Annotated in this window: 21 protein-coding genes; 7 read left to right on the forward strand and 14 right to left on the reverse strand. The window is 35.2% G+C overall.

All coding sequences use genetic code 11. The features are described 5' to 3' along the window. Positions 1-23: 23 nt before the first annotated feature. The 4 genes from DFQ03_RS04725 to gcvP form a co-directional block, all read right to left on the reverse strand. The gene (locus tag DFQ03_RS04725; protein WP_133671875.1) at positions 24-878 is read right to left on the reverse strand and encodes a glycosyltransferase family 2 protein; all 855 of its coding nucleotides are present in this window, start codon (positions 876-878) and stop codon (positions 24-26) included. Positions 879-893: 15 nt separating this feature from the next. Continuing rightward, the gene (locus DFQ03_RS04730; RefSeq protein ID WP_133671877.1) at positions 894-1,415 is read right to left on the reverse strand and encodes a class I SAM-dependent methyltransferase; all 522 of its coding nucleotides are present in this window, start codon (positions 1,413-1,415) and stop codon (positions 894-896) included. Positions 1,416-1,417: 2 nt separating this feature from the next. After that, complete coding sequence (locus DFQ03_RS04735; RefSeq protein WP_133671879.1) at positions 1,418-2,476, reverse strand: 3-oxoacyl-ACP synthase III family protein; 1,059 nt, start codon at positions 2,474-2,476, stop codon at positions 1,418-1,420. 163 nt (positions 2,477-2,639) lie between these two features. After that, positions 2,640-5,492 (reverse strand): aminomethyl-transferring glycine dehydrogenase, encoded by a 2,853-nt coding sequence (gene gcvP, locus DFQ03_RS04740; RefSeq protein ID WP_133671881.1) that lies wholly within the window; start codon positions 5,490-5,492, stop codon positions 2,640-2,642. A gap of 129 nt (positions 5,493-5,621) precedes the next feature. Here gcvP and DFQ03_RS04745 point away from each other — a divergent pair, with 129 nt between their 5' ends. Then, positions 5,622-6,455, forward strand: coding sequence for a UbiA prenyltransferase family protein (locus DFQ03_RS04745; protein WP_133671883.1), 834 nt, complete (start codon positions 5,622-5,624; stop codon positions 6,453-6,455). On the opposite strand, the gene DFQ03_RS04750 is transcribed toward DFQ03_RS04745, so the two are convergent. Both DFQ03_RS04750 and DFQ03_RS04755 read right to left on the reverse strand, forming a co-directional pair. Next, positions 6,442-6,672 carry a hypothetical protein gene (locus DFQ03_RS04750; protein ID WP_317128160.1) on the reverse strand — a complete coding sequence of 77 codons (231 nt, stop codon included), beginning with the start codon at positions 6,670-6,672 and terminating at the stop codon, positions 6,442-6,444. The two genes, DFQ03_RS04745 and DFQ03_RS04750, sit on opposite strands and share 14 nt — an antisense overlap. Positions 6,673-6,674: 2 nt before the next feature. Then, positions 6,675-7,229, reverse strand: a complete 555-nt coding sequence (locus DFQ03_RS04755) for a sigma-70 family RNA polymerase sigma factor (protein WP_133671885.1) — start codon at positions 7,227-7,229, stop codon at positions 6,675-6,677. Between the two features lie 72 nt (positions 7,230-7,301). On the opposite strand from DFQ03_RS04755, the gene DFQ03_RS04760 reads away from it, so the two are divergent. Then, positions 7,302-7,652: a rhodanese-like domain-containing protein gene (locus tag DFQ03_RS04760; RefSeq protein ID WP_133671886.1), complete on the forward strand. Its 351-nt coding sequence runs from the start codon at positions 7,302-7,304 to the stop codon at positions 7,650-7,652. Between the two features lie 10 nt (positions 7,653-7,662). Here DFQ03_RS04760 and DFQ03_RS04765 read toward each other — a convergent pair whose 3' ends face one another. The 6 genes from DFQ03_RS04765 to DFQ03_RS04790 form a co-directional block, all read right to left on the reverse strand. Then, a complete protein-coding gene (locus DFQ03_RS04765) occupies positions 7,663-8,061 on the reverse strand; it encodes a response regulator (protein ID WP_133671887.1) in 399 nt (132 codons plus the stop codon). A 4-nt stretch (positions 8,062-8,065) separates the two neighbouring features. Further along, complete coding sequence (locus tag DFQ03_RS04770; RefSeq protein ID WP_133671888.1) at positions 8,066-11,848, reverse strand: PAS domain-containing sensor histidine kinase; 3,783 nt, start codon at positions 11,846-11,848, stop codon at positions 8,066-8,068. A 562-nt stretch (positions 11,849-12,410) separates the two neighbouring features. Further along, a complete protein-coding gene (locus DFQ03_RS04775) occupies positions 12,411-14,438 on the reverse strand; it encodes a M3 family metallopeptidase (protein WP_133671890.1) in 2,028 nt (675 codons plus the stop codon). Positions 14,439-14,456: 18 nt separating this feature from the next. Then, positions 14,457-14,849 (reverse strand): hypothetical protein, encoded by a 393-nt coding sequence (locus tag DFQ03_RS04780; RefSeq protein ID WP_133671892.1) that lies wholly within the window; start codon positions 14,847-14,849, stop codon positions 14,457-14,459. Between the two features lie 2 nt (positions 14,850-14,851). After that, positions 14,852-15,340, reverse strand: coding sequence for a 5-(carboxyamino)imidazole ribonucleotide mutase (gene purE / locus DFQ03_RS04785; protein ID WP_133671894.1), 489 nt, complete (start codon positions 15,338-15,340; stop codon positions 14,852-14,854). Positions 15,341-15,345: 5 nt separating this feature from the next. Then, a complete protein-coding gene (locus DFQ03_RS04790; protein ID WP_133671896.1) occupies positions 15,346-16,500 on the reverse strand; it encodes a 5-(carboxyamino)imidazole ribonucleotide synthase in 1,155 nt (384 codons plus the stop codon). Positions 16,501-16,636: 136 nt separating this feature from the next. On the opposite strand from DFQ03_RS04790, the gene DFQ03_RS04795 reads away from it, so the two are divergent. From DFQ03_RS04795 to DFQ03_RS04805, 4 genes are all read left to right on the forward strand, one after another. Then, the gene (locus DFQ03_RS04795) at positions 16,637-17,746 is read left to right on the forward strand and encodes an adenylate kinase (protein ID WP_133671898.1); all 1,110 of its coding nucleotides are present in this window, start codon (positions 16,637-16,639) and stop codon (positions 17,744-17,746) included. Between the two features lie 33 nt (positions 17,747-17,779). After that, on the forward strand, positions 17,780-17,926 hold the full coding sequence (locus DFQ03_RS18760) for a hypothetical protein (protein ID WP_157483744.1): 147 nt from the start codon (positions 17,780-17,782) through the stop codon (positions 17,924-17,926). A 91-nt stretch (positions 17,927-18,017) separates the two neighbouring features. Then, positions 18,018-19,019: a GTPase ObgE gene (gene obgE / locus DFQ03_RS04800; protein ID WP_133671900.1), complete on the forward strand. Its 1,002-nt coding sequence runs from the start codon at positions 18,018-18,020 to the stop codon at positions 19,017-19,019. 66 nt (positions 19,020-19,085) lie between these two features. Further along, complete coding sequence (locus DFQ03_RS04805; protein ID WP_133671902.1) at positions 19,086-19,607, forward strand: DUF4136 domain-containing protein; 522 nt, start codon at positions 19,086-19,088, stop codon at positions 19,605-19,607. Between the two features lie 2 nt (positions 19,608-19,609). Here the strand turns inward: DFQ03_RS04805 and DFQ03_RS04810 are convergent, their stop codons facing one another. Together DFQ03_RS04810 and DFQ03_RS04815 are read right to left on the reverse strand one after the other, a co-directional pair. After that, positions 19,610-20,617 carry a transglutaminase domain-containing protein gene (locus tag DFQ03_RS04810; RefSeq protein ID WP_133671904.1) on the reverse strand — a complete coding sequence of 336 codons (1,008 nt, stop codon included), beginning with the start codon at positions 20,615-20,617 and terminating at the stop codon, positions 19,610-19,612. Continuing rightward, positions 20,614-21,348: a carboxypeptidase-like regulatory domain-containing protein gene (locus DFQ03_RS04815; RefSeq protein WP_133671906.1), complete on the reverse strand. Its 735-nt coding sequence runs from the start codon at positions 21,346-21,348 to the stop codon at positions 20,614-20,616. The genes DFQ03_RS04810 and DFQ03_RS04815 overlap by 4 nt, the downstream gene beginning before the upstream one ends. A gap of 268 nt (positions 21,349-21,616) precedes the next feature. On the opposite strand from DFQ03_RS04815, the gene DFQ03_RS04820 reads away from it, so the two are divergent. After that, on the forward strand, positions 21,617-23,665 hold the full coding sequence (locus DFQ03_RS04820) for a M13 family metallopeptidase (protein ID WP_133671908.1): 2,049 nt from the start codon (positions 21,617-21,619) through the stop codon (positions 23,663-23,665). The last annotated feature ends 76 nt before the right edge of the window (positions 23,666-23,741 follow it).

The raw sequence follows: 23,741 nt of genomic DNA on the forward strand, positions 1-23,741 counted from the left end.
CCATCTAATTTAGATGGCTTTTTTTATGCTTTCATTTTTCTTTTAATATTCGTCCAACGTAAGTTTTTGATAAACTTCCCCTCTTCTTCTGTTATAATATAAGGGGTCTTATTATTGTATGCCTGTATGTACCCGAATATATTGTTCCAGAATGATTTTATAGATTTATTTTTCATTGCCATTTTTAAAGAGGCAATACAGGTGATTACGAATCCATAACGCATAGTATACATAGCCTTGCCTTGTAATCTTTTTGCTTTTGGATTATACGATTTGCCTGTAGGTCTTAAGTGTTTTACTTTGAGTGTAGCATCAGTTTGTATTTTAAAGCCGTGAAACCTCGCTAAGAGCTCGTCTACCGTGTCCCATCCCATTGCATTCTTCAATCCTCCTATAGCTTTAAAACAAGCTTTAGAATAGGCTTTGATGGCACCTCTTACATGATCTTTATCCATTGGGTGGTTCAATATCCATTCTCCAGCGTTATTTTGCTCATATATGAATCCACCACAAATACCTAAATTCTTATTTTTCTGATATTGCGAACATATTACTTCAAAGTAATTAGTTGGTAAAATTACATCGGCATCTAGTTTTACGATAACATCATAATGTTGATCTAAAACTTCTAACCCCTTATTAAATGCATTAATAACTTTACTGCCTGGCATATGCTTTGTTGAAGAAATTGTGTTCAGCTTTTGAAACAGGCTGCTCGCTGTACAGTATTGATTTATGATGTTTTCTGTACCATCGGTAGAATTATCATTAACAAGAATAACTTTTTTAGGGGGTATGGTTTGCAGTAAAATAGAGTCTAAAGTACTTTTTAAAAAAGCCTCTTCGTTGTGTATAGGAATGACTATGTAGTAATCCATTTTTAATATAGTCTCTTATTTTCTGGTAGCGTAAATAATGTAATACCTCGGCGTAAATAAGCGAAGAAAAGGTCTAAAGCCTATTTTTTTTACGGGGTGAGCCCATTTTTGGGAATCTTGAATTTCCCATCCGGCCTTTTCCAACAACCAGTCAAATTGCCAATCTTCAAATTCATGATAATGCCTGTCCCATTTATCGGTTTTACTTCTATAGGCAGGAGAGAACCATAATTTGAGAGGTATGCTTGCCACTAATTTATTTGCCTTTGTAGTTGAAAGCAAATTTAGCGGAGCTAAAAGATGTTCAAATATCTCGAAAGCAGTAATGACATCTGCATCGGTATTCGTTACCGTGCTATAGTCGATATCTAAATCTTCACCTTTGGTATTGGTTACCGAATAACCATCTTCTAGCATGATATTAGTAAACGGGTTTTCTACGCCTAAGTCTAAAATAGATTCGGTGGTGTTAATATGTTTACGTAAAAAATGAAGTGTGTGTTTGTAACGTTTGTTTGGAAAACTGTTTTCGTACATGTTTAGATTCTGTATACCATTGCATTGACGTTCATTCCGGCGCCAACGCTAGCAAAGATAACAACATCTCCCTTTTTAATTTCGTGATTTTCTAATTTCCCGTCTTTTACTAGGTCAAATAAAGTGGGTATGGTGGCAACGGAGCTGTTGCCTAGCTTTGAAATACTCATAGGCATAATACCTTCGGGCATTTCTTTACCGTATATTTTGTAGAAACGTTTTACTATCGCTTCATCCATTTTTTCATTCGCTTGGTGAATAAATATCTTTTTCACCTCATCAATCTTAATACCGCTGTTATCTAAGCATGACGCCATTGCAGATGGTACGTTGGTAACCGCAAATTCATAAATTTTTCTACCTAGCATTTTTATATAGTAAGCCTTTTTCTCGTCCTCTTTGTTGTAAGATTCTCCAAAGAAAAGAAAGTTGGCTTCGTCGTTCGCGTAAGTAGCAGATTCATGACCTAATATTTCACCACCATCAGCGGCGTTTTCTAAAATAGCAGCACCTGCACCATCAGAATATATCATAGAATCGCGATCATTATCGTCTACAATTCTAGATAAGGTCTCTGCACCAATAACCAAACACTTTTTGGCAATACCACTTTTGATGAAGGCATTGGCTTGTATCATACCTTCGAGCCAACCTGGGCAGCCAAATATTAAATCGTAAGCAACACATTTCGGATTCTTTATCTGTAATTGGTGTTTTACTCTAGTAGCTAAACTTGGTAGTGTATCACCTTGAATATACCCATCTTTTAAGTCTCCAAAGTTATGTGCAACAATAATATAATCTAAAGTTTCTTTATCTACGTTGGCATTTTCAATTGCCTTTTCGGCAGCGAAAAAAGCTAAGTTAGATGTTGTGTATTCTTTGGGAGCATATCGCCTTTCTTCAATACCGGTTATAGCTTTGAACTTCTCTATAATAACCTCGTTGTTATGCTTGAAAGAAGTACCGTCTAGATTTAAAAAATTATGGTTATTAAAATCTGTGTTAGAAATTTTTAGATCAGGAATATAGCTTCCTGTTCCCGTAATTGATATGCTCATTTTATTTTTTTCAATTGTGCCCAACAATTTAAGTAAATTGTAAAAATATTATATGCATGCATAATAAACTTTACGATGGTCAATGCACATTTCTTAAAATAGAGTAGATTAAAAAAGCCTTTTCGAATTGTCGAAAAGGCTTGCTAGTGTGGCTTTAGAGCTGTTATTCAGTTTCCATATACGCCTCGATTGGTGCGCATGTGCAAATTAAATTACGGTCTCCATATGCATCGTCAACTCTACGTACCGAAGGCCAAAATTTATTTTCTGCAATGTATGGTAACGGAAAAGTTGCTTTTTGTCTTGAGTATGGAAATTGCCAATCATCTGTTGTGGCCATTTCTAAAGTATGTGGAGCGTTTTTAAGTACGTTATTTGAATCATCAGCATTAGATTCATCTATTTCTCCCCGAATAGAAGTCATTGCTTCACAGAACCTATCTAACTCCGCTAAATTTTCACTTTCGGTAGGCTCGATCATTACTGTTCCTGCAACGGGGAATGAAACCGTTGGAGCGTGAAATCCGTAGTCCATAAGTCGCTTGGCTATATCGGTTACCTCAATACCATTTTTCTTGAAAGGTCTACAGTCCAATATCATTTCATGAGCTGCTCTCCCTTTCTCACCTGTGTATAAAACATCAAACTTACCTTCAAGCTTATGTTTAATATAATTGGCATTAAGAATGGCAATTTTTGTTGAATGGGTAAGACCATGCTCACCTAACATTTTAATGTATCCGTAAGAAATAAGGCAAACCAATGAACTTCCCCAAGGTGCTGCAGAAATTGCAGTAATAGCATCTTCGCCGCCAGTAGTTATTACTGGGTTACTTGGTAAAAATGGAACCAGTTGTGGAGCAACACATATTGGACCAACACCTGGTCCGCCACCTCCATGTGGTATCGCGAAAGTTTTATGTAGGTTTAAATGGCAAACATCTGCACCGATAGTTGCAGGGTTTGTTAAACCAACTTGTGCATTCATGTTAGCACCGTCCATATAAACTTGACCACCGTGGTCATGTATTAATTTTGTTATCTGTTTAATCGACGATTCAAATACACCATGAGTAGATGGGTATGTGACCATTAAGGCAGCTAAATTTTCTGAATGTAATGTTGCTTTTTCTTCTAAGTCGGCAACATCTATATTTCCTTTTTCATCTGTCTTAGTCACCACAACTTTCATGCCCGCCATGACAGCAGAAGCCGGATTGGTGCCATGTGCCGAAGAAGGAATCAAACATATATTTCTATGAGATTCTCCTCTTGATTCATGATATGCTCTAATAACCATCAACCCTGCATACTCGCCTTGTGCACCAGAATTTGGTTGTAAAGAAGTGTCTGCAAAACCAGTAATTATCGAAAGGTCTTTTGCTAGTTCTCTTAGAATTGTTTGGTATCCTTCCGCTTGGTCAACTGGTACAAACGGGTGAATATTTCCCCAGTTAGAGGAGCTTAATGGCAACATTTCACTTGCGGCATTTAACTTCATGGTACAACTACCTAAAGAAATCATGCTGTGGTTTAGGGCTAAATCCTTACGTTCCAATTTTTTAATGTAACGCATTAATTCAGTCTCCGAATGATAGGAGTTAAACACTTTGTTCTCCATGAAAGAACTGCTGCGCTGAATATTGTTCGGAATAGAAGTTGAACTTAACAAATCTGTAACTTCTTTTGCAGGCTTACCAAGAGCTTCAGCGAATATGGATATAATCTGATTAAGGTCGTTTAAAGAAGTAGCTTCATTTACTGCAATTGAAATGGTTTCATTATCTATATAGTAGAAATTTACTTCATTGGCTTCAGCAAAAGCACGTACTTTTTTAGCATCTGCCTTTACTGTAATAGTATCGAAATACGCAGAATTGATCTGGTATATTCCCAAATTTTCAAGAGCATCTACTAAAGTAACTGCAGTAGCATGAATTTTTGAGGCTATGTATTTTAGTCCTTTCGGACCGTGGTATACTCCGTACATTCCTGCCATTACAGCTAGTAAAACCTGAGCGGTACAAATGTTAGATGTTGCTTTGTCTCTTTTAATATGTTGCTCCCTAGTCTGCAAAGCCATTCTTAAAGCAGGCTTGCCATCTGTATCTTTCGTTACACCGATTATTCTGCCAGGTATATTTCTTTTAAATTCTTCTTTGGTAGCAAAGAAAGCTGCGTGAGGACCACCATAACCTAACGGAATTCCGAAACGCTGTGTAGTACCTACAACTACATCTACACCAAAATCTCCAGGGGGAGTCAACAATACCAAACTCATGATATCTGCAGCTACGGCAACCTTAATTTCATTATCTTTTGCTTTGGCTACAAAACCGGCATAATCATATACTTGGCCGTATTTACCAGGATATTGCAATAAAGCACCATAAAAATCTGTACTAAATTCAAATTCTTCATGGCTGCCAATAACCAATTCAATACCTAAAGGTGTCGAGCGGGTTTTTAAAAGTGATAGTGTTTGCGGTAAAATCTCTTCTGATACAAAGAATTTTACAACGTTGTTCTTTTTTTGATCACGGCTTCTTACATCAAAAAGCATAGTCATTGCTTCTGCAGCTGCTGTACTTTCATCTAAAAGCGAAGCGTTTGCCAGTTTCATTCCTGTTAAATCTGAAACTATGGTTTGAAAGTTCAATAAGGCTTCTAATCTACCTTGGGCAATTTCAGCCTGATATGGTGTATAGGCAGTGTACCAACCCGGATTTTCAAGAATATTTCTTTTAATTACTGACGGAATCAAACTTTCGTGATACCCTAAACCAATATAAGTTCTAAAAACTTTATTCTTTTTAGATAACACTTCTGTGTGCGCAAGAAACTTATGCTCACTCATAGGTGGATCTAATTTTAGGGGCTCTTTTAGGCGAATATGTTCTGGTATGGTCTCAAAAATAAGCTGTTCCAGATTTTCAACACCTACAGTGTTGAACATGGTATTTAAATCTTCATTCCTAATGCCGATATGGCGCAAAGCAAACACGTCAGTCTTCATAGATACTATTGTTATATAATGCGCAAAATTACCACTTTTATGTGTTTAAATTAGTGTTGTAAGATGGTCTTCTGTTGAAAGTTTTTAACCAAAACATAAGGTTATAAACACATTAACTACTTTTGTTTAATGACAATGATAAAAAAGATTTTTGATTTTTATCTTGATGCTAGTATACATGTTGCTTTGGCGATATTTAGCTTGGTTCATGTAACTGCGCTGACCTTAAACATAAGTGTACCTTTAGAACTCTATTGTTTTATTTTTTTCGGATCTATTAGCTGTTATAATTTTGTAAAATTTGGAGTAGAGGCAGAGAAGTATATTCTTGTCACAAATACATATCAAAAAAACATTCAATTTTTTAGTCTTGGATGTTTACTTGTTGCAGGGTATCAATTGTTTTTTTTACCTGAACGAATTTTTATTGTTTTACTTGTATTGGTCGCAAATACGGGTCTTTATGCATTGCCCATTTTACCTAAGCACAAAAATTTCAGAAGCTTTAGTGGATTGAAGATTTTAATTGTGGCAGCTGTTTGGGCTGGTACAACGGTAGTGTTGCCGGCATTTTCTGCCCTAGAAACTATATCTTGGAACGTAAAGGTTGAGACGGCACAGCGTTTTCTGTTTGTGCTGATTTTATTGGTGCCTTTTGAAATCAGGGATTTGAAATATGATAGTGCATCTCTTAAGACCTTGCCACAAAGGGTAGGGGTGAAGGGAACTAAAATGATTGGGTATTGCTGGACAATACTTTTTTATGCCGGCACATTTTTAAAAACAGATCTTGATGTTGCTCACATTACTGTGAAAACGATTCTATTTATAGTATTAATGTTGATGGTCTATAAAACAAAACTAAATCAACATAAATACTTTTCATCTTTTTGGGTAGAAGCAATTCCGTTATTATGGTGGTTTCTATTTATTATAAATAAGAACTATTTTATTTTGCTTTAGAACAAGTTTCTTTCATTTTTTTCTTTTCTTCTTCAGATAGAACAGCAAGTCTAGCTTGATTGCAAAGAGAGGTTAATTTAGTATTGTCTTTACTGTGCTTTGCACAGGCTTTACACATTAGTAAATGGAACTTTAATTTTATTTTTTCCCAACTAGAAGCTTCTTCGTATTGGGCTTTATCGCAAATATTTGCTGCCTTTTCACATGAAATCATCATAACTAAAACCAATTTTGATTTAAACAACCCATTAAGCCTGTTCTTGCTCTATGTATCATTACCCAAAGATTAGACGCATTAATTCCTAAAGCATTACAAATGTCTTCAGTTTCCATTCCTTCAATCGTTTTCATGGTAAAAACTTGAGCTTGCTTTTTAGGTAATTTAGAAATACAATTTTGAATGGCAAGACCCAATTCTTCGTTCTCTAGAGCATCATTTTCAAAATTACTATTTGGGTCGGCAATGCGTTCTTCTAGCCAATCACCTTCGGCATCGGTCTGTGAACTATAGCTCATACGTATCTCTGCTTTTCCCTTTTTTGAATTAATTTTGCGATAGTGGTCAATGACCTTACGTTTTAGAATTGCAATTAGCCATGTTCGCTCTGCAGCATCACCTTTAAAATTTTTGGCAGATTTTAACCCCGCTATAAAAGTGTCTTGTACAAGGTCTTTTGCGATTTCAGCATCGCTTACCCTAGTTACGGCATAATTGAACAGGTAATCTGCATATAGATCTATCCACTTGTCAGGATTGAGGTTGTTTGCTTCCATTTTTTATTCTGCATTTCAAAAGTAATAGAATTTTAGCTATTATGTTTATTTTTGGTTGTAAACGACATTATCATGAAAAAAATGCTTTTGACCGTACTGTTAATAAGTACTCAGTTTGCTATAGGTCAAATAGAATCTAAGCCGATTAGTGAGTTTACCAGTTTTGACGAGTCTAAAGAAATTTTGCTAGATGTAAGAACGCCGGCAGAGTTTGAGGCAGGTTGTATTGTCGGAGCCATTAATATTGATTGGTTTTCGGATGACTTCAATCAGCAAATACAAGATATTGATAAAAACAAAAAAATCTTCGTTTACTGTAAAATGGGGGGTAGAAGTTTAAAGTCTCAAGAAAGATTAGCAGCGCTTGGGTTTAAGAATGTTGTTAATTTAGAAGGTGGGTATGACGCTTATTCTAGTAACTAATATAAGCCATTTATAATTCTGCAAGAATTTTAGTCAATTGGTTATCTCTTATCGGTTTTACGATGTAGTCTGCTACTTCCTTTATGTTTTTTGTTTTTTCAAAATCAACTAAGTCTACAGACGATGATAGAATATATATCGTTATTTTTTTGGTAACTTTTGGTATTAATTTTATGTATTCGTCCATGAATTTGTAACCATCCATAACCGGCATATTTACATCTAAAAAAACTACATCGGGTAATATATCGTGGTTGTCAATGTTTATATTAAAAAAGTTCATTGCTTCTGCCCCATCGGTAAAAGGCATGATATTACCAACAGAGTTATGAGCTTGTAAGGTATGAAGAATGGTGTATTGAAATACTTCGTCATCATCTATTACGCAAACTTGAATATTGTTGTCCATCTTTTTAATTTAAAATGATAAAAAATGATGTGCCGACGTCAACTTTACTTTCTGCTGAAATCGAACCTCCCATGGCAGCTATTTGTGCCTTGGTTAAAAAAAGTCCTACACCCTTTGCATCTGGGTGTTTGTGAAATACTTTGTTAAGTCCGAATAATTTGTGACCATTACTTTTCATATCTATACCTAGCCCATTATCTTTAAACTCTAAGGTCGTTTTTCCATTAACAATATTTGAGGTAATTAAAATTTCTGGCACTCTGTTTTCAGATTTGTATTTCAGTGAATTACTGACTAAATTAAGAAAAATACTTTCTAAATAAATAGGATTGTATTTTACATTTTTTGCTTTAGAGAAATCACATCTTATGTTGGCGTTACTTTCTATTAATTCGGCCGCTAAAATTTCTTTTGTTTTTAATAAGGTCTGTTCAAAGCAAAGTTTTTGAGTTGTCTCAACAGCGTTGTGTTTTATTGCTATTGTTTCTATTAAGGCATTTAGCGTTTCTGTTAAATGACCTATTACGATTTCGAACTTTCCAAATATCTCACCTTTTTTAGTCTCATTGTTGGCACTTTTATATATGGCTAATAATGCATTAAGATTGCTTACCGGGGATCTTAAGTTGTGTGATGTTATATGGTTGAATTCTGCAAGTTGTTTGTTTTTAGAGGTTAGGGTAATGGTTGATTTTTCTAAATTTCTATTGGTGTCCAATATTTTTTTCTGAACTTCAATTTGTTCGGTAATATCTTGGCTAGAACCTATTAATTCGATAACGTTGCCCTCTGAGTCTAGTATTACTTCTCCAATTAATTTTATTGATCGAATAGAATTATCATTCTTTATGATTCTATGATGAAATTTATCAAACTTTTTTGTTTCTATTATTTTACGGCTAACATCAATCACTTTTTTGCGATCAACTGGGTGAACTCTATTTATATATGTATTGAAATTAAGTTTCGTTTCTTGATCAAAATCTAAAATTTTCAATAAATTTTCCGATTTCTCCATAACATCATTGACAATGTCCCATTTCCAATAACCAATACTGGAGAGCTGTTCGGCGAAATTTAAAAGTTGGTTTTTTTCTAATAAATCTTGCTCTCTTTTAATACGATCTGTTACATCTTGTGCGGTGCCAATTAATTCTATTATTTTACCGTTGTTGTCTTTTACTACTTCGGCCATTAATTCTAGAGATCGAATAGTACCATCATTCAGAATAATTCGGTACAATAAAAGTGAATCGTTTTTTTTTGTTGTTACCACATTTGCTATGTGATCAGTAACTATTTTAGAATCTTCTGGATGTATTCTTGATAAAAATAAATCCATATCTATAGGTAAACCTAGCTCAAGGTCATATATTTTATAGAGATTGTCTGACCATTTTGAGACCCCTGTATAAGGATTCCATTGCCAAGAACCCATAGAAGCCATTTCTTCGGTAAAGGAAAGTAAGTGGTTTTTTTCTTTAAGTAATTGTTCTGTTTCTACAATATGTGTAATATCTTGGGTAGTGCCAAATAATTCAATATTTCCATGTTCGTCTTTATAAATTTCACGTCTAACCTCTAAAGTTTTAATTTCATTATTGTCAAGCAGAATTCTATAAATAGATCTGGGTTGATGTATTCCTTTTAATAGGTCGTCAATTACTTTTTGTACTCTGCCCTTATCGGGTGGGTAAATCATAGCTATCGCTATATCTATATTTACTTCTGAACCTGATTCAAAACCATAAATTTTATAAAGACTTTCAGACCATTTGAAAATATTTTTACTTGGTTTCCAGACCCACATACCTAGCATTGCCATTTGCTCTGCAAGGTTTAATTGGCGGTTTATTTCAAGTAATTCTAGTTCCTTGTTTCTAGCAATAGTAATATCTTGACATATGCCAGACATTTCTAATACCTCACCTTTTTTATTAAGAATTATTTTACCACTAGATTTAATAATTTTAACAGTGCCATCATCTAATTGAATTCTGTAGGTAGATTCTGGAAAATCTCCATTTTGCATTGCGTTGGTTAGGTTGGTAACCACCGTTTCCCTATCTTCTTCATGAACGTAATTAATGTAAGTTTCAAAAGTTAAAGGTTTGTTTTTATCATGACCGTAAATTGCATGAAGATTTTCTGACCAATAAACAGTGTTTTTTGCAGTGTCCCATTGCCAATGCCCTATCATAGCCATTTTTTCGGCTATACTCAATCGCTGGTTTTTTTGCGAAAGCTCTAACTCTTTAGTTTCATTTCTTGAAATATCCAAGCAAGTGCCAAGTAATTCTAGTTGACCGTCATTTAGGTTTCTTGTTACTTTGCCTATAATTTGAATTACTTTGATTTCGTTAGCGCTAACAATAATTCTATGTGTAAAGTCATAGAAGTTTTGCTCGCTAATAGATTGGTCAATTTTTTCTTTAACGAAATCTTTGTCTTCTGGGTGAATTTTATTGAAGTAAGATTCAAAAGTTAATTTATTAGTTTTAGGATGATCGAATATTTTATATAGATTGTCAGACCAGAATACTTCATTTAATTCTGGTTTATACCTCCAATATCCCATCTGTGTAAGATGTTCGGCAAAATTAAGTAGTTGATTCTTTTCAATTAGTTTTTGTTCAATATCTATTTTTCTGGTTATATCTTGAGTCGTACCTATTAGTTCTACGACCGTACCATTAGAATCTGTTATGGCATCAGATATTACTTTAACAGTTCTGACAGTATTATCTTTTAATACAATGCGATGCTTAAATGTGTGAGATTTCCTGTTGTTTATTATCTCTGCAAACCTTTCTTGGACCAATTCTTTATCCTCTGGATGGATGTAGTCTTGTAAGGTTTTAAAATTTATTTTATCACCGACTTTAAAGTCGAAAATTCTATATAGATTATCTGTCCATTTAAATTCATCTTTAATGAGGTCTAATTGCCATGAGCCAGATTTGTTATTATTTTCTGTCAATTTTAATTGACGTTTCTTTTGTAATAGTTCTCTCTCCCGCTCTGTTTTTTCGGTGATATCTTGGCACGTACCAACCATTTTTATGACCTCACCGATATTATCTGTAATTACTTTCCCTATAGAATTAAGAGTTTTGATCGTGCCATCTTTCAATTGAATACGGTAGCTTGATTCAGGAAAATAATTAGTTTTTAGTGCTTGTTCAAATTTTGCAATGATCTTTTCTTTGTCATCTGGGTGTACATAACTGAGGTAGGTGTTGTATGAAACTGGGCATTCTCTATCGTGATTAAAAATCACATAAAAATTTTCTGACCATGTTAATGTGTCCGTTGCAATGTCCCATTCCCAAGAACCTGATTTTGCAAGTTTTTCAGCGTAGTTTAATTGCTTTAGTTTTTGAAGAGTGTCTGCTTGTTGAGCTTCACTTTCGGTAATATCCATAGTCACGCCATAAATACCTGTAATTTCTATGGCTTTTTGAATTGGTTGAACCGAGGTCCGTACATGTCTTGTATTACCTTTTGCAGTTACTATTTTATAATCAATTTCAAAAGGAGTTCCATTTCTTAGTGCTTCTTGATGTGCTTGTAGAATTTGATTTTTAGAATTAGCGGACTCAATATTCCCGTAGAAATTTTCGGTAGTAGGAATATAATCATATGATTCTTCATGGATCTCTTTTAGGGTTTCGTTCCAATCAATATGATTTTGTTGTATGTCATATTGAAATACACCCATTTTAGTAACTCTATTAGAAGTTGCCAAAATTTCATCGTGATTTGAAAGAGAGTTCCCCTTACCCATTCTTAAATGTTGTTTAGTATATATTACGAAAAATCAAAAACAAAAAGGTTCGCCATAAAAGAGTAGTATTGTGGCTATTTAGCTACAAGGTAATTATTAAATATTTGATTTCTAGTATGTTTTGCATTTTTGTCGTTGATATGAGTAAAGAAGATTATATAAACTACATTATGCTTTACTCTTTTGTAAATCGTAGTATTTTACGCTAATAGTTGTTCGTATTTAGGTCGAGTTAATTTCAGGAGCAATCTAATTGATGCAAATGATTATAATAATAGGGTTGGTTATGTTAAAATAACCAAGAATGATGCTTATTTATAAATGGAGGTAATAGATGTTGATGGCATTACCATCTTTGAAGTTAAGGAAAAAATAATGCTAGGGTCTCGACCAGAATGTTTAAATCTTTTGAATATTTCTTCTAAACATATAGACGCCTATAGGTTGTATTGAATTGATATATGTATTGTGATTAATGGTAATTATAAGGTAATATAGTTTTAAAATAAAAAAAAGGGAGTCGATGTAAATCGACTCCCTTTTTTAGTTTATAAGTAGAATATTACGATTGTAATAACCCAGCTCTTTCTAACAATGCTTCCACCTTTGGTTCTGCTCCTCTAAATCTTTTATACAAGACCATAGGGTTTTCAGTACCGCCCTGAGAAAGAACGTTGTCCTTGAACTTGGTTGCTACTTCTTTATTGAAAATTCCTTTTTCTTTAAAATAAGCAAAGGCATCTGCATCTAAAACTTCTGCCCACTTATAACTGTAGTATCCAGAAGAATAGCCTCCTTGAAATATATGTGAGAATGCAGTACTCATACAAGTTTCTGGAGTTTCTGGGTACAAACTTGTGTCTTTGAACGCTTCATCTTCATGTGCTTTAACATTGGTAATCCCTGTTGGTTCAATACCGTGCCAAGACATGTCCAATAGTCCAAAACTTAACTGACGTAGCGTTTGCATCCCTTCTTGAAAAGTAGCTGATTCTTTTATTTTTTCAACCAGTTCCATAGGTATGGTTTCACCGGTTTCGTAATGTTTTGCAAATAACTCTAATGCTTCTTTTTCATAACACCAGTTTTCTAAAACCTGACTTGGTAATTCTACAAAGTCCCAAAATACAGATGTTCCAGATAGGCTTGGGTAGGTAGTGTTTGCTAACATACCGTGAAGACCGTGACCAAATTCATGGAATAGGGTCGTAACCTCATTAAATGTAAGTAGTGAAGGTTTACTTTTTGTGGACGGAGTAAAGTTGCACACGTTTGATATATGCGGACGCACATTCTCGCCATTTCTTTTCCATTGACTTTTAAAAGAGGTCATCCAAGCGCCACCGCGTTTTCCTGCTCTTGGGTGAAAATCCGCATAAAATAAAGAAATGAAATTCTTATCGTTATCGTATACTCTATAGGTCTTTACCTCATCATGATATTTTTCGACATCGGTTACTTCCTCAAAATTTAAGTCGAATAAATTTTCGGCAACTTTGAAAACCCCATTTATAACATTTTCTAACTTGAAATAAGGCTTTAATTTCTCATCATCTAAATTAAAAAGCTCTTGCTTCAATTTTTCAGAGTAGTAACTGCTGTCCCATTTTTCAAGTCGGTCAATACCGTCTAATTTTTTTGCGAAATCCTCTAGTTGTTTAAACTCGCGTTCTGCAGCTGGTTTCGCTTTTTCCAGCAATTCGTTTAAGAAAGAATGTACTTTTTCGGGCGTTTCTGCCATACGTTCCTCTAGAACGAAATTGGCATGTGTTTTATAACCTAAAAGATTGGCACGTTCAAAACGTAATTTGGCAATTTCAAGAACGTTTTCTTGATTGTCCAGTTTATCGTTATGAAAACCTTTACTGCCAAAAGCTAGAGAAAGCTTCTTACGAAGTTCTCTATTTTTAGCATATTTCATAAAGGGTATATAGCTTGGGTAATCTAAGGTGATCATCCAGCCATCTTCTTTGCCTTTTGAAATTGCCATCTGTGCGGCAGCTTCTTTTTCGCCCTCAGGCAATCCGTCTAAATCTGCCTCATCTGTTAGATGTAATTGATATTTGTTGGTTTCGGCAAGTACGTTTTCACCAAAAGTCAATTTAAGTTTAGCAAGCTTTGCATCTATTTCTCGTAAACGTTTCTTTTTATCATCGGATAGATTAGCGCCGTTTCTACTGAAACTCTTGTATTTTTTATCTAATAGCGTGTTTTGCTCTACGGTAAGGTCTAAACTATCCTTTTGGTCATACACCGCTTTTACCCTTTTAAATAGCCCTTCGTTTAAAGTGATATCATTACCAAATTCTGAAAGTAATGGAGAAATTTCTTGAGCAATTTTCTGGATCTCCTCATTTGTCTCAGCAGAATTCAAGTTGAAAAATACACTTGAGATTCGGTCTAATTGTTGACCAGAAAATTCTAATGCTTCAATAGTGTTGTCAAATGTCGGGGCATCGCTATTTTCGGCAATAGCATCAATTTCGGCTCTTGCATCTTCAATACCCTGTAAAAAAGCAGGTTTAAAATGCTCGTTTTTTATTTTTGAAAATGGTGCCTCATCAAAAGTTGTAAGAAGTGGATTTTGCATTTTTTATTCGTTGTAATTTTAATTGCTTAAAAATTCTTTCATTGTGATGGCATCTCTCTCTAAAAATTCCGTGCCATCAAAATATATGTATCGCCATTTTAAATCGGTGGTGTCCATATCAATCTGCCAATGATTTTTTCCTCCAATTAGTTTTATCTTTCTTTTTTCTGTGTTAAGCTGTTCAATTTCAAAACTATCAACCAACATCATTAATTCACTATGATACCACATTACGTCATCAATGAAAACAAAATAGTTTTCGCCACCCATTTTCCCCTGTATTTTTTTAGTTGCTATGCTATCTGGAGAAATACTGACCATAGTAGGTTGGGTAAGCTTTATTTCTTCAAAATCCTGGACAGATAGACATGAAGTTAAGAGTACTAGGAACAGAATCAGGAAATTTTTCATTTCTATTTGTTATTTACCGCCTTTGCGCCATCTATAACTTTCTGCTTTAAACCTTCTTTGTAAAGAATAATTTTGTCTAAAACACATTTGTCTGAGCTACCTATAATCTGAGCAGCTAAGATTCCTGCATTTTTTGCTCCGTTAAGTGCAACGGTAGCAACTGGTACACCACCTGGCATTTGAAGAATCGAGAGGACAGAGTCCCAACCATCAATAGAATTACTGCTTTTTACAGGAACCCCAATTACTGGTAATGGAGACATAGAAGCGACCATACCCGGCAAATGGGCTGCCCCACCGGCACCGGCAATTATAACCGAGTACCCATTGGTGTGTGCATTTTTACTGAAATCGTAGAGTTTTTCCGGTGTTCTATGGGCAGATACAATATCTACATCTACCTCAATATCAAAACCTTTTAAAATATCTATGGCGTCTTGCATTACGGGCATGTCACTTGTACTACCCATTACTACGGCTACTTTACTCATGTTTTTTATTTTGAAATAACTTGAATTGTTTCTTTTACTTTTTCGGCAATAACCCTAGCTTTTGCAAGGTCATCGTTAACTATGGTTACATGACCCATTTTACGAAATGGTCTTGTTTGTGCTTTTCCATATATATGTGGAGTAACACCTTCCATGGCTAAAATTTCTTCTATATTTTTATAAACTACATCACCTGTATGGCCTTCTGTACCTACTAAATTTACCATTACACCTGCAACTTTACTGTCAGTATTACCTAATGGTAAGCCTAGAATACTACGTATGTGCTGTTCAAATTGGTTGGTATAGCTTGCTTCAATACTATAATGCCCACTGTTATGTGGTCTTGGCGCTACTTCGTTCACTAAAATTTGATCGTCTTCGGTTTGGAACATTTCAACGGCTAACAACCCGGTCAGTCCTATTTTTTCGGCAACTTTCAATGCCAATGAACGTGCTTTTTCTGCTACCTTTTCATCAATACGGGCAGGACAAATAACATATTCTACTTGATTGGCTTCTGGGTGAAATTCCATTTCTACAACGGGGTAGGTCTTAATTTCTCCTTCCGCATTTCTAGAAACAATAACGGCTAATTCGTTCTTAAACGGAATCATGGTTTCGGCAATACACTCACCGGTAGGCAATCCTTCTAAATCGGCTAAACTACGCACCACTTTAACTCCTTGCCCGTCATATCCAAATTGTGCTACTTTCCAAACAAATGGAAATTGTAATGCTTCGTTTTCAATACTATCTTCAATTTCGCTCAAATAAGCAAAACGTTGAAAATCTGCAGTTGGGATATCGTTATCGACGTAAAACAATTTCTGTTTTGCCTTATTTTGAATAATACGCAACGCTTTTGGCTGTGGATACACTTTTACACCTTCATCTTCTAATTTCTCTAAAGCATCAAGATTTACATTTTCAATTTCTATTGTTAGTATGTCTACATCTTTTCCAAAGTTATAGACCGTGTCAAAATCTAAAAGACTGCCTTGAACGAATTCGTTACATGACATTCTACTGGGCGCTTCAGAAGAAGCGTCTAGAACTTTGGTGTAAATATCCCATTTTCGTGTTTCGTACAACATCATTTTACCTAGTTGACCACCACCTAAAATGCCTAATTTAAAATCTGAAGAAAAATAATCCATATAATTGTTGCTTTTGGCAGTTGAAAAAACGCCTTAAGTACTACAAAAATACGGTTAAATCTTAGAAACCAATTCCTTTCTAATCAAAAACACAAGGCAATACCTTATCTTTGCAAACCTTGATAATTTATGAAAATTGATACAAATTCACGACAAGTTTTTTAAACCTTATCTCAGCGAATCTGAAATTTTGCAGGCTGTAAAAACGGTTGCCGATAAAATTGCCGAAGATTATAAAGATGAGACGCCCATATTTGTAGGTGTCTTGAATGGCTCTTTTATGTTCATTTCAGATTTAATGAAGGCCTACGAACATCCTTGCGAAGTTTCTTTCGTAAGACTTAGTTCTTATCAAGGCTTAACATCTACGGGTATAGTAGAGACATTGTTAGATGTGCCAGAAAATATTGAAGGGCGTAGTGTCATTATTTTAGAAGATATTATTGATACAGGGCGTACCTTGCAGAAATTGGTGCATTTATTTTCTAAAACTAAGGTTAAAGAGTTTAAAATAGCCAGTCTTTTTTATAAGCCAGATGTTTACAAAGGTGAATACGCCATTGACTATTTCGGTTTGGCAATACCAGACAATTTTATTGTTGGTTATGGTCTAGATTATAAAGAACAGGGAAGAAATTTAAAAGAAGTATACCAATTAAACCAGAAACATATGATTAATCTTGTACTCTTTGGTAAGCCAGGAGCCGGCAAGGGCACACAAGCACAATTTCTAAAAGAAAAATATAATTTAAAGCATATTTCTACCGGAGATGTTTTTAGATTCAATATCAAAAACGGAACGGAGTTGGGTACTTTGGCCAAATCATATATTGATAAAGGTGATTTGGTGCCAGATGAAGTAACTATTAAAATGTTACAAGAAGAGGTTGAGAAAAATCCGGATGCAGACGGGTTCATTTTCGACGGTTTCCCTAGAACTGCGGCACAGGCAGATGCTCTTGATAATTTCTTGGAGTCTAAAGACATGAAAATAAATGCTACAATTGCTTTAGAAGCAAATGACGAAGTGCTTTTGGAGCGCCTATTGGAACGTGGTAAAGTTAGTGGTCGTAGTGATGATCAAGATGTTGCTAAAATTAGAAACCGTTTTGAAGAGTATAATGTAAAAACTACTCCCGTAAAGGAGTTTTACGAATCTCAAGATAAGTTTTATAGTGTAGACGGAATTGGATCGTTAGCGGAAATTACAGAGCGTTTAACAAAGGTGATAGAAGCGCTAGATTAAAGCTCTTCTAAACCGATTATAGAACTCACCGATATGCCAGATGAAGTAATAAGACCAAAAGATGGTTTAAAGAGTTGCATGCTTACCGTGGGTTTTGCTATTTTGACATTTATAATTATCGCCATAGTTTATTTGATCTATGTGTTTTACATAGACGATTCTTTAGACTTTGGCTTATAATTTAACAACTAGATATATTCATTTACTTCGTAGATGATTTGCTTGCTGTAGACCCTAAATAATGGGTTTATCGAATATTTAAAAGTATACCATGACAGAAGGTAATTTTGTAGATTATGTAAAGGTGGGTTTGACTTCTGGTAAAGGAGGCAAGGGATCTGTGCATTTGCACCGTGAAAAATTTATTACCAAAGGTGGACCTGATGGTGGTGATGGTGGTCGTGGCGGACATATAATTGTTCGAGGGAACGAGAATCTTTGGACCCTGATCAATTTTAAATACACAAAACATTTTAAAGCTGGCCATGGTGCACATGGTAGTAAGAGCCGTAGTACCGGGGCAGATGGAGAAGATGTATACTTAGATGTTCCTTTAGGTACAGTAGTCAAAGATTTTGAAACTAAAGAAGTGCTTTTTGAGATTACAGAGCATGATGAAGAAAGAATTCTTCTGAAAGGCGGTATGGGTGGTCGTGGAAACTGGCACTTTAGAACGTCAACGAACCAAACACCTAGATATGCCCAACCTGGTATGGACGGACTTGAAGGTGAGTTTCTTTTAGAGCTTAAAGTTTTAGCAGATGTTGGTCTTGTTGGTTTCCCTAATGCAGGTAAGTCAACTTTATTATCTGTGATTACTTCGGCAAAACCAAAAATTGCAGATTATGAGTTTACCACCTTAAAACCGAATTTAGGTATTGTTGAATATCGCGATTTTAAGAGTTTCGTAATGGCAGATATTCCTGGTATTATCGAAGGTGCTGCTGAAGGTAAAGGTTTAGGACACTACTTTTTAAGACATATTGAACGTAATGCGAATTTATTATTCTTAATTCCTGCAGATAGTAAAGATATCAGCAAAGAATATGAGATTTTATTGGATGAGTTACGTCGCTACAACCCAGAATTGTTAGACAAAGAGCGCCTTATCTGTATCTCTAAAAGCGATATGCTAGATGATGAACTAATGGATGAAATGAGAGAAGAACTCAATAAAGATTTAAAAGGTACACCTTTCATGTTTATATCATCGGTTGCTCAAATGGGCATCGTTGAATTGAAAGATAAGCTTTGGGCAATGCTTAACGCTTAGTCGAATACCTTCTAAAAAATCTATTTTACGCTGTTATTTTCTTTAAATTTAAAGAAAGTGTATATCATGAAAGTTTTCTTTTTTACTGTTATTCTCCTCGTTTTAACTTCTTGCGGATCTACAAGGGTAAATTATGATTACTATAATCAGACCGATTTTACTTCGTATGCTACCTATAACTATTTTGGTGATATGGAAACGGGTCTAAGCGAATTGGACGAGAAAAGGTTAATGGATGCTATGGATGCCACTTTAGGCGAAAAAGGGTTTATGTTTTCGGAAGAACCAGATATGTTCATTAATATTAAAAGTGTAGTTTTTAGGGAACAATCGAGTGGTAGTAATGTTGGTGTTGGTCTTGGAGGTGGTAACAGGGGTATTGGTGGAGGAGTGTCTATCGGCATACCCGTTGGTGGACCAAAAATGACGAGAGAGCTACAGATCGATTTTGTTGATTCTAATAAAGACATGTTGATTTGGCAAGCTATAAGCGAGAGTCCGTTTCGAGAAGGAGATACACCTCAAGAAAAATCAGAGAACATACAAGCCGTTGTTAATAAGATATTCAGTAAATATCCGCCAGAATAATTCTATTTAACTTTAACTACATAGGTGGCAATCAGTTGGTCGTCAACCGATATATGTACGTCGTACAAGCCTTTCTTTTCAAATTTTTGAACTAGACTGATTTCAGCTTGCTTCTTTATAATATTTGCATCACCAATTTTTTGACTCCCACCTTTGTTTAGCAATAGCTGTACATCTCCAACAAATTCATTTGGTACATGTAACGTAAAGGTTACCGATGCTCCTTTTTGAATATGGTTTTGCATTACTGCTGGAGCTATTGGAATTATTGGTGCTAAAAAAGCTTCTTTGTAAACAACAGGTCCCGCAATAAATGCATTTAAACTTTCCTTTTTTATAGGTTGACTTTCTTCTTTGGGTAATGGAAAATGATTTTTTGAAAACAAAACAGGATTGGCAAGAAAATATCCGTCGAAATAATCTGGCTGAAAAAACGGAGAGCTGTCAATAATAATGGTTTCCCCGGCAGACCAGGTAGCATCACACAGATACCATTTATCATTTATTTCAATTCGGTTCCAAGAATGGTTGGGTGCACTATCTTCTTCTAATAAAAGGGATGGTGTTCGTCCGTAGCCATCAATTATATCACATGTAAACCCTGCAAGATTTGCCATTTCTTTTACCAAGTATGCATACCCGGTACATGCAGTTTTTCGATTATCTAACAAGCTTTTAAATACTTTCGGTGTAATACTTCTGTTCCATTCTAAAAATGCTTGCCGGTGTTTAGCAAGCCTTTTTCTCTTGTTGCTTATTTTTACATAAGACGAATAATCATTCGCAATGTTCGAACCAATCCATGTATATATTGCTCGAAATTTTTCTACATCGGTTTCTAATGATGTGGTTAAATTGTGGGTAAGTACTGGTAAATTTGCTAGGCTAGCATCTTTATAATAATGAGCTACACTGTCCGCTTTTGTAAAATCAATTTCTTGAAAATCTGAACGTTGGGCAAAGCTCATTATTGAGATTAAGAGCGTGAATAGTATTGTAAAAATTCTCATTTTTTAAAAATATCTCCAATCTTTTGAAAAATATTTCTTTTGCTGGAGTAAGTCCCCCCGATTACAACCGTTCCCATAAGTTCAACATCATACGTATCAAATGTAATATTGATATCTATGTTAGAGCTTCCGTTTGCTGTTACTTTGTACGTTTTGGTTTCATAACCAATAAAACTAAGCACCAAAATATCATTTTCAACTAGTTGTTGAGGGAATTCAAACTTACCGTCAAAATCTGTCTGTGTACCTACGGTGGTTCCTTTCAAAACTACATTAACACCAGGTAATGGTTCGTTTGCTTCATCGACTATAGTACCGGTTACGGTATGTTTTTCTTGAACAATTTCAACATATGAAATATCGCCCATTACATCTGTAGAAACGACCTCAATAGGTGGTTCTATACTGGCAGTTTCTTGACCTTTTACTTCTGTAGCGCATAGTGCTAGTAGAGAAAAACTCATCATTGCGATTCCTTTATGTAGCATAGAATTGGTCATACTATCTAATGAATTAGTTTCATACGATTTTAGTTGTGATGCTTTGAACATACCACATGTCTTTTTATTGGTTGCGCTTAGGTAATTGACAATTTCATTATCTGATAACTTGGTAAAATCAATAACCTCTTTTTCACAGCTTTGGCAAAAACCTCCTTTCTCGGTTGTACTAAAATTACTAAATTTTTCTTTGCATGGTTCATTGACTGCAATTGTTAATGTGCTTTTCATAATGTTTTGGTTTCGTTTCTATACCTCTAAAGTAAAATGGAACACGGTCTTATAAAATGAACAATGAGTGAAGCGGTACTTTCAATGAGTTAACATGAAATTGTTATACTTTTTTGACTGTTTTATACCTTGTAAATAGCTTCATTTCAAATGTTAATGTTCTAAATTGATAGTGAAATAAACGTACTGAAAATAAAATCCTGTTATTTTTGTAACAAAACTCAAAACGAGCGTCTTATAGACCGACACGTTTAAAACTATCTCACAAATGAAAAAAATTTATTTTCTAGCTGCCGGTTTGGTAGCTCTAGCTTCATGTAAAGAGGAAGCTAAACCTACAAATGAAGTTGAAAAAATCCCCGGTATTGTTCTAGCGAACATGGATACTACTCAAAATCCTAAATCAGATTTTTATAACTACGTAAACGGAAACTGGATGAAGTTTACCGAAATACCTGATGATAGAACAAGTTGGGGTGGTTTCAGTGTACTTCGTAAGTCTACTGATGAGGATGTGTTGAAAATTTTGGCGACTGCGAAAGAAAGTGGAAACTATGCACCAGATACCGACCAAGCTAAAGCTTTGGCGATTTTTGATACAAAATTAGATACTACTGCTAGAAACAAAGCAGGTATTGCGCCGTTGCAATCAGCTTTTGAGGCAATTGCATCTGTAAAAAACTTAAAGGATCTTCAGACAGTATTGGCAACAAACGCCGCTGTGTCTTCGCCTTTCCTAAACATTGGTGCTGGTGCAGATTTAAATAACAGTAGTATGAACGCTGTGTATTTAGGTGCTAACGGATTAGGATTGCCTGATCGTGATTTCTATTTAGAAGAAGACGAGAAATCTGTTGAAATACGTGAAGAGTATAAAAAGCACGTATCTAAAATGTTGCAAAAATTAGGTGATTCTGAAGCTGATGCAACTAAAGCCGCCGACAAAATTTTAGCATTGGAAACGCAATTGGCAGAACCACGTTTAAATAAAGTAGAACGCAGAGATGCTAGAAACTACAACAACCCTAGAACTATTGCTGAGGTAGATAAGATGATGTCTACTATAGATGTGAAAAAACTTATATCTGATTTAGGCATTACTAAAAAGTTCGATACACTTTTGGTTACTCAATTGAGATATACCGAAGCTTTGGACAAGTTCTTAAAAACGACACCGATAGAAGATATCAAAACTTTGGTAAGATGGGATACCTTTAATAGTGCTGCTGGAAAATTAACGACTGAAATTGAAACCGCAGATTGGGAATTTTATAGCAAATACTTGAGAGGTGCAAAAGAACAACGTGCTGCAGACGAGCGTGCATTGGCAACGGTAAACGGTACTGTTGGTGAAGCTTTAGGTCAGTTGTATGTTGATGCTAAGTTTCCGCCAGAAGCTAAGGCTAAAGCTGAATTAATGATTGCCAACGTAATCGATGCTTTTAAAGAACGTATTTCTGTTTTAGATTGGATGAGCGATTCTACCAAAACTAAGGCTATTGAAAAGTTGGATAAATTCACCGTTAAGATTGCTTACCCAGATAAGTGGGAAGATTATTCTACAATGCAAGTTTCTGCAGACAAGTCTTATTTTGAGAATATGACTGCGGTAAACAAATGGGGAGAGTTGAAGAACTACTCGGAAATTGGTGAGCCTGTTGATAAAACGGAATGGGGAATGTCTCCACAGACGGTAAACGCATATTTTAACCCATTGAACAATGAGATTGTTTTCCCTGCTGCAATTTTACAACCTCCTTTCTATAACTATACTGCTGATGAGGCCGTAAATTATGGCGGAATTGGCGCTGTGATCGGTCATGAGATTTCTCATGCTTTCGATGATAGCGGTTCTCGTTTTGATGCTGATGGAAATTTAAAAAATTGGTGGACAGAAGCTGATTTAACCGCTTTTACAGAAAGAGCCGATGCATTAGCCGTACAGTATGATAGCGTAATGGTATTGCCAGATGTCTATGTAAACGGTAAATTTACCCTAGGTGAGAACATTGGCGATTTAGGTGGATTGTTAGGTGCCTATGACGGACTTCAGAAATACTATGCTGAAAATGGTCGTCCTGAAGATATTGATGGTTTCACTGCTGAGCAACGTTTCTTTATGTCTTGGGCTACGGTTTGGAGAACAAAAAGTAGAGATGAGGCTTTAAGAACTCAGATTAAGACTGACCCACACTCTCCAGGTATGGTTAGGGCTACACAGCCACTATTGAACATTCAAGAATTTTACGATGCCTTTGATATTAAAGAAGGTGATGCCATGTACCTGGCTCCTGAGAAGAGAGTTAGTATTTGGTAAGTTATTTTTTAGTAAAAGACAAAAGGGCGCTACATGGTAGCGCCCTTTTTTTGTGTATTAACTCGTCTTTGCGAGG

Origin of the sequence: Maribacter caenipelagi (assembly GCF_004364175.1) — a bacterium.
Taxonomy (GTDB): Bacteria; Bacteroidota; Bacteroidia; order Flavobacteriales; family Flavobacteriaceae; genus Maribacter; species Maribacter caenipelagi.

Bases quoted from the DNA above. Each gene is read 5' to 3' on its own strand.
- DFQ03_RS04820 (WP_133671908.1), top strand. From the start codon at position 21,617: ATGAAAAAAATTTATTTTCTAGCTGCCGGTTTGGTAGCTCTAGCTTCA.
- DFQ03_RS04765 (WP_133671887.1), bottom strand. From the start codon at position 8,061: ATGGACAACAATATTCAAGTTTGCGTAATAGATGATGACGAAGTATTT.
- DFQ03_RS04790 (WP_133671896.1), bottom strand. From the start codon at position 16,500: ATGGATTATTTTTCTTCAGATTTTAAATTAGGCATTTTAGGTGGTGGT.
- DFQ03_RS04745 (WP_133671883.1), top strand. From the start codon at position 5,622: ATGACAATGATAAAAAAGATTTTTGATTTTTATCTTGATGCTAGTATA.
- DFQ03_RS04815 (WP_133671906.1), bottom strand. From the start codon at position 21,348: ATGAAAAGCACATTAACAATTGCAGTCAATGAACCATGCAAAGAAAAA.
- DFQ03_RS04735 (WP_133671879.1), bottom strand. From the start codon at position 2,476: ATGAGCATATCAATTACGGGAACAGGAAGCTATATTCCTGATCTAAAA.
- obgE (WP_133671900.1), top strand. From the start codon at position 18,018: ATGACAGAAGGTAATTTTGTAGATTATGTAAAGGTGGGTTTGACTTCT.
- DFQ03_RS04760 (WP_133671886.1), top strand. From the start codon at position 7,302: ATGAAAAAAATGCTTTTGACCGTACTGTTAATAAGTACTCAGTTTGCT.
- DFQ03_RS04725 (WP_133671875.1), bottom strand. From the start codon at position 878: ATGGATTACTACATAGTCATTCCTATACACAACGAAGAGGCTTTTTTA.
- gcvP (WP_133671881.1), bottom strand. From the start codon at position 5,492: ATGAAGACTGACGTGTTTGCTTTGCGCCATATCGGCATTAGGAATGAA.
- DFQ03_RS04750 (WP_317128160.1), bottom strand. From the start codon at position 6,672: ATGATGATTTCATGTGAAAAGGCAGCAAATATTTGCGATAAAGCCCAA.
- DFQ03_RS18760 (WP_157483744.1), top strand. From the start codon at position 17,780: ATGCCAGATGAAGTAATAAGACCAAAAGATGGTTTAAAGAGTTGCATG.
- DFQ03_RS04730 (WP_133671877.1), bottom strand. From the start codon at position 1,415: ATGTACGAAAACAGTTTTCCAAACAAACGTTACAAACACACACTTCAT.
- DFQ03_RS04780 (WP_133671892.1), bottom strand. From the start codon at position 14,849: ATGAAAAATTTCCTGATTCTGTTCCTAGTACTCTTAACTTCATGTCTA.
- DFQ03_RS04755 (WP_133671885.1), bottom strand. From the start codon at position 7,229: ATGGAAGCAAACAACCTCAATCCTGACAAGTGGATAGATCTATATGCA.
- purE (WP_133671894.1), bottom strand. From the start codon at position 15,340: ATGAGTAAAGTAGCCGTAGTAATGGGTAGTACAAGTGACATGCCCGTA.
- DFQ03_RS04810 (WP_133671904.1), bottom strand. From the start codon at position 20,617: ATGAGAATTTTTACAATACTATTCACGCTCTTAATCTCAATAATGAGC.
- DFQ03_RS04770 (WP_133671888.1), bottom strand. From the start codon at position 11,848: ATGGGTAAGGGGAACTCTCTTTCAAATCACGATGAAATTTTGGCAACT.
- DFQ03_RS04805 (WP_133671902.1), top strand. From the start codon at position 19,086: ATGAAAGTTTTCTTTTTTACTGTTATTCTCCTCGTTTTAACTTCTTGC.
- DFQ03_RS04775 (WP_133671890.1), bottom strand. From the start codon at position 14,438: ATGCAAAATCCACTTCTTACAACTTTTGATGAGGCACCATTTTCAAAA.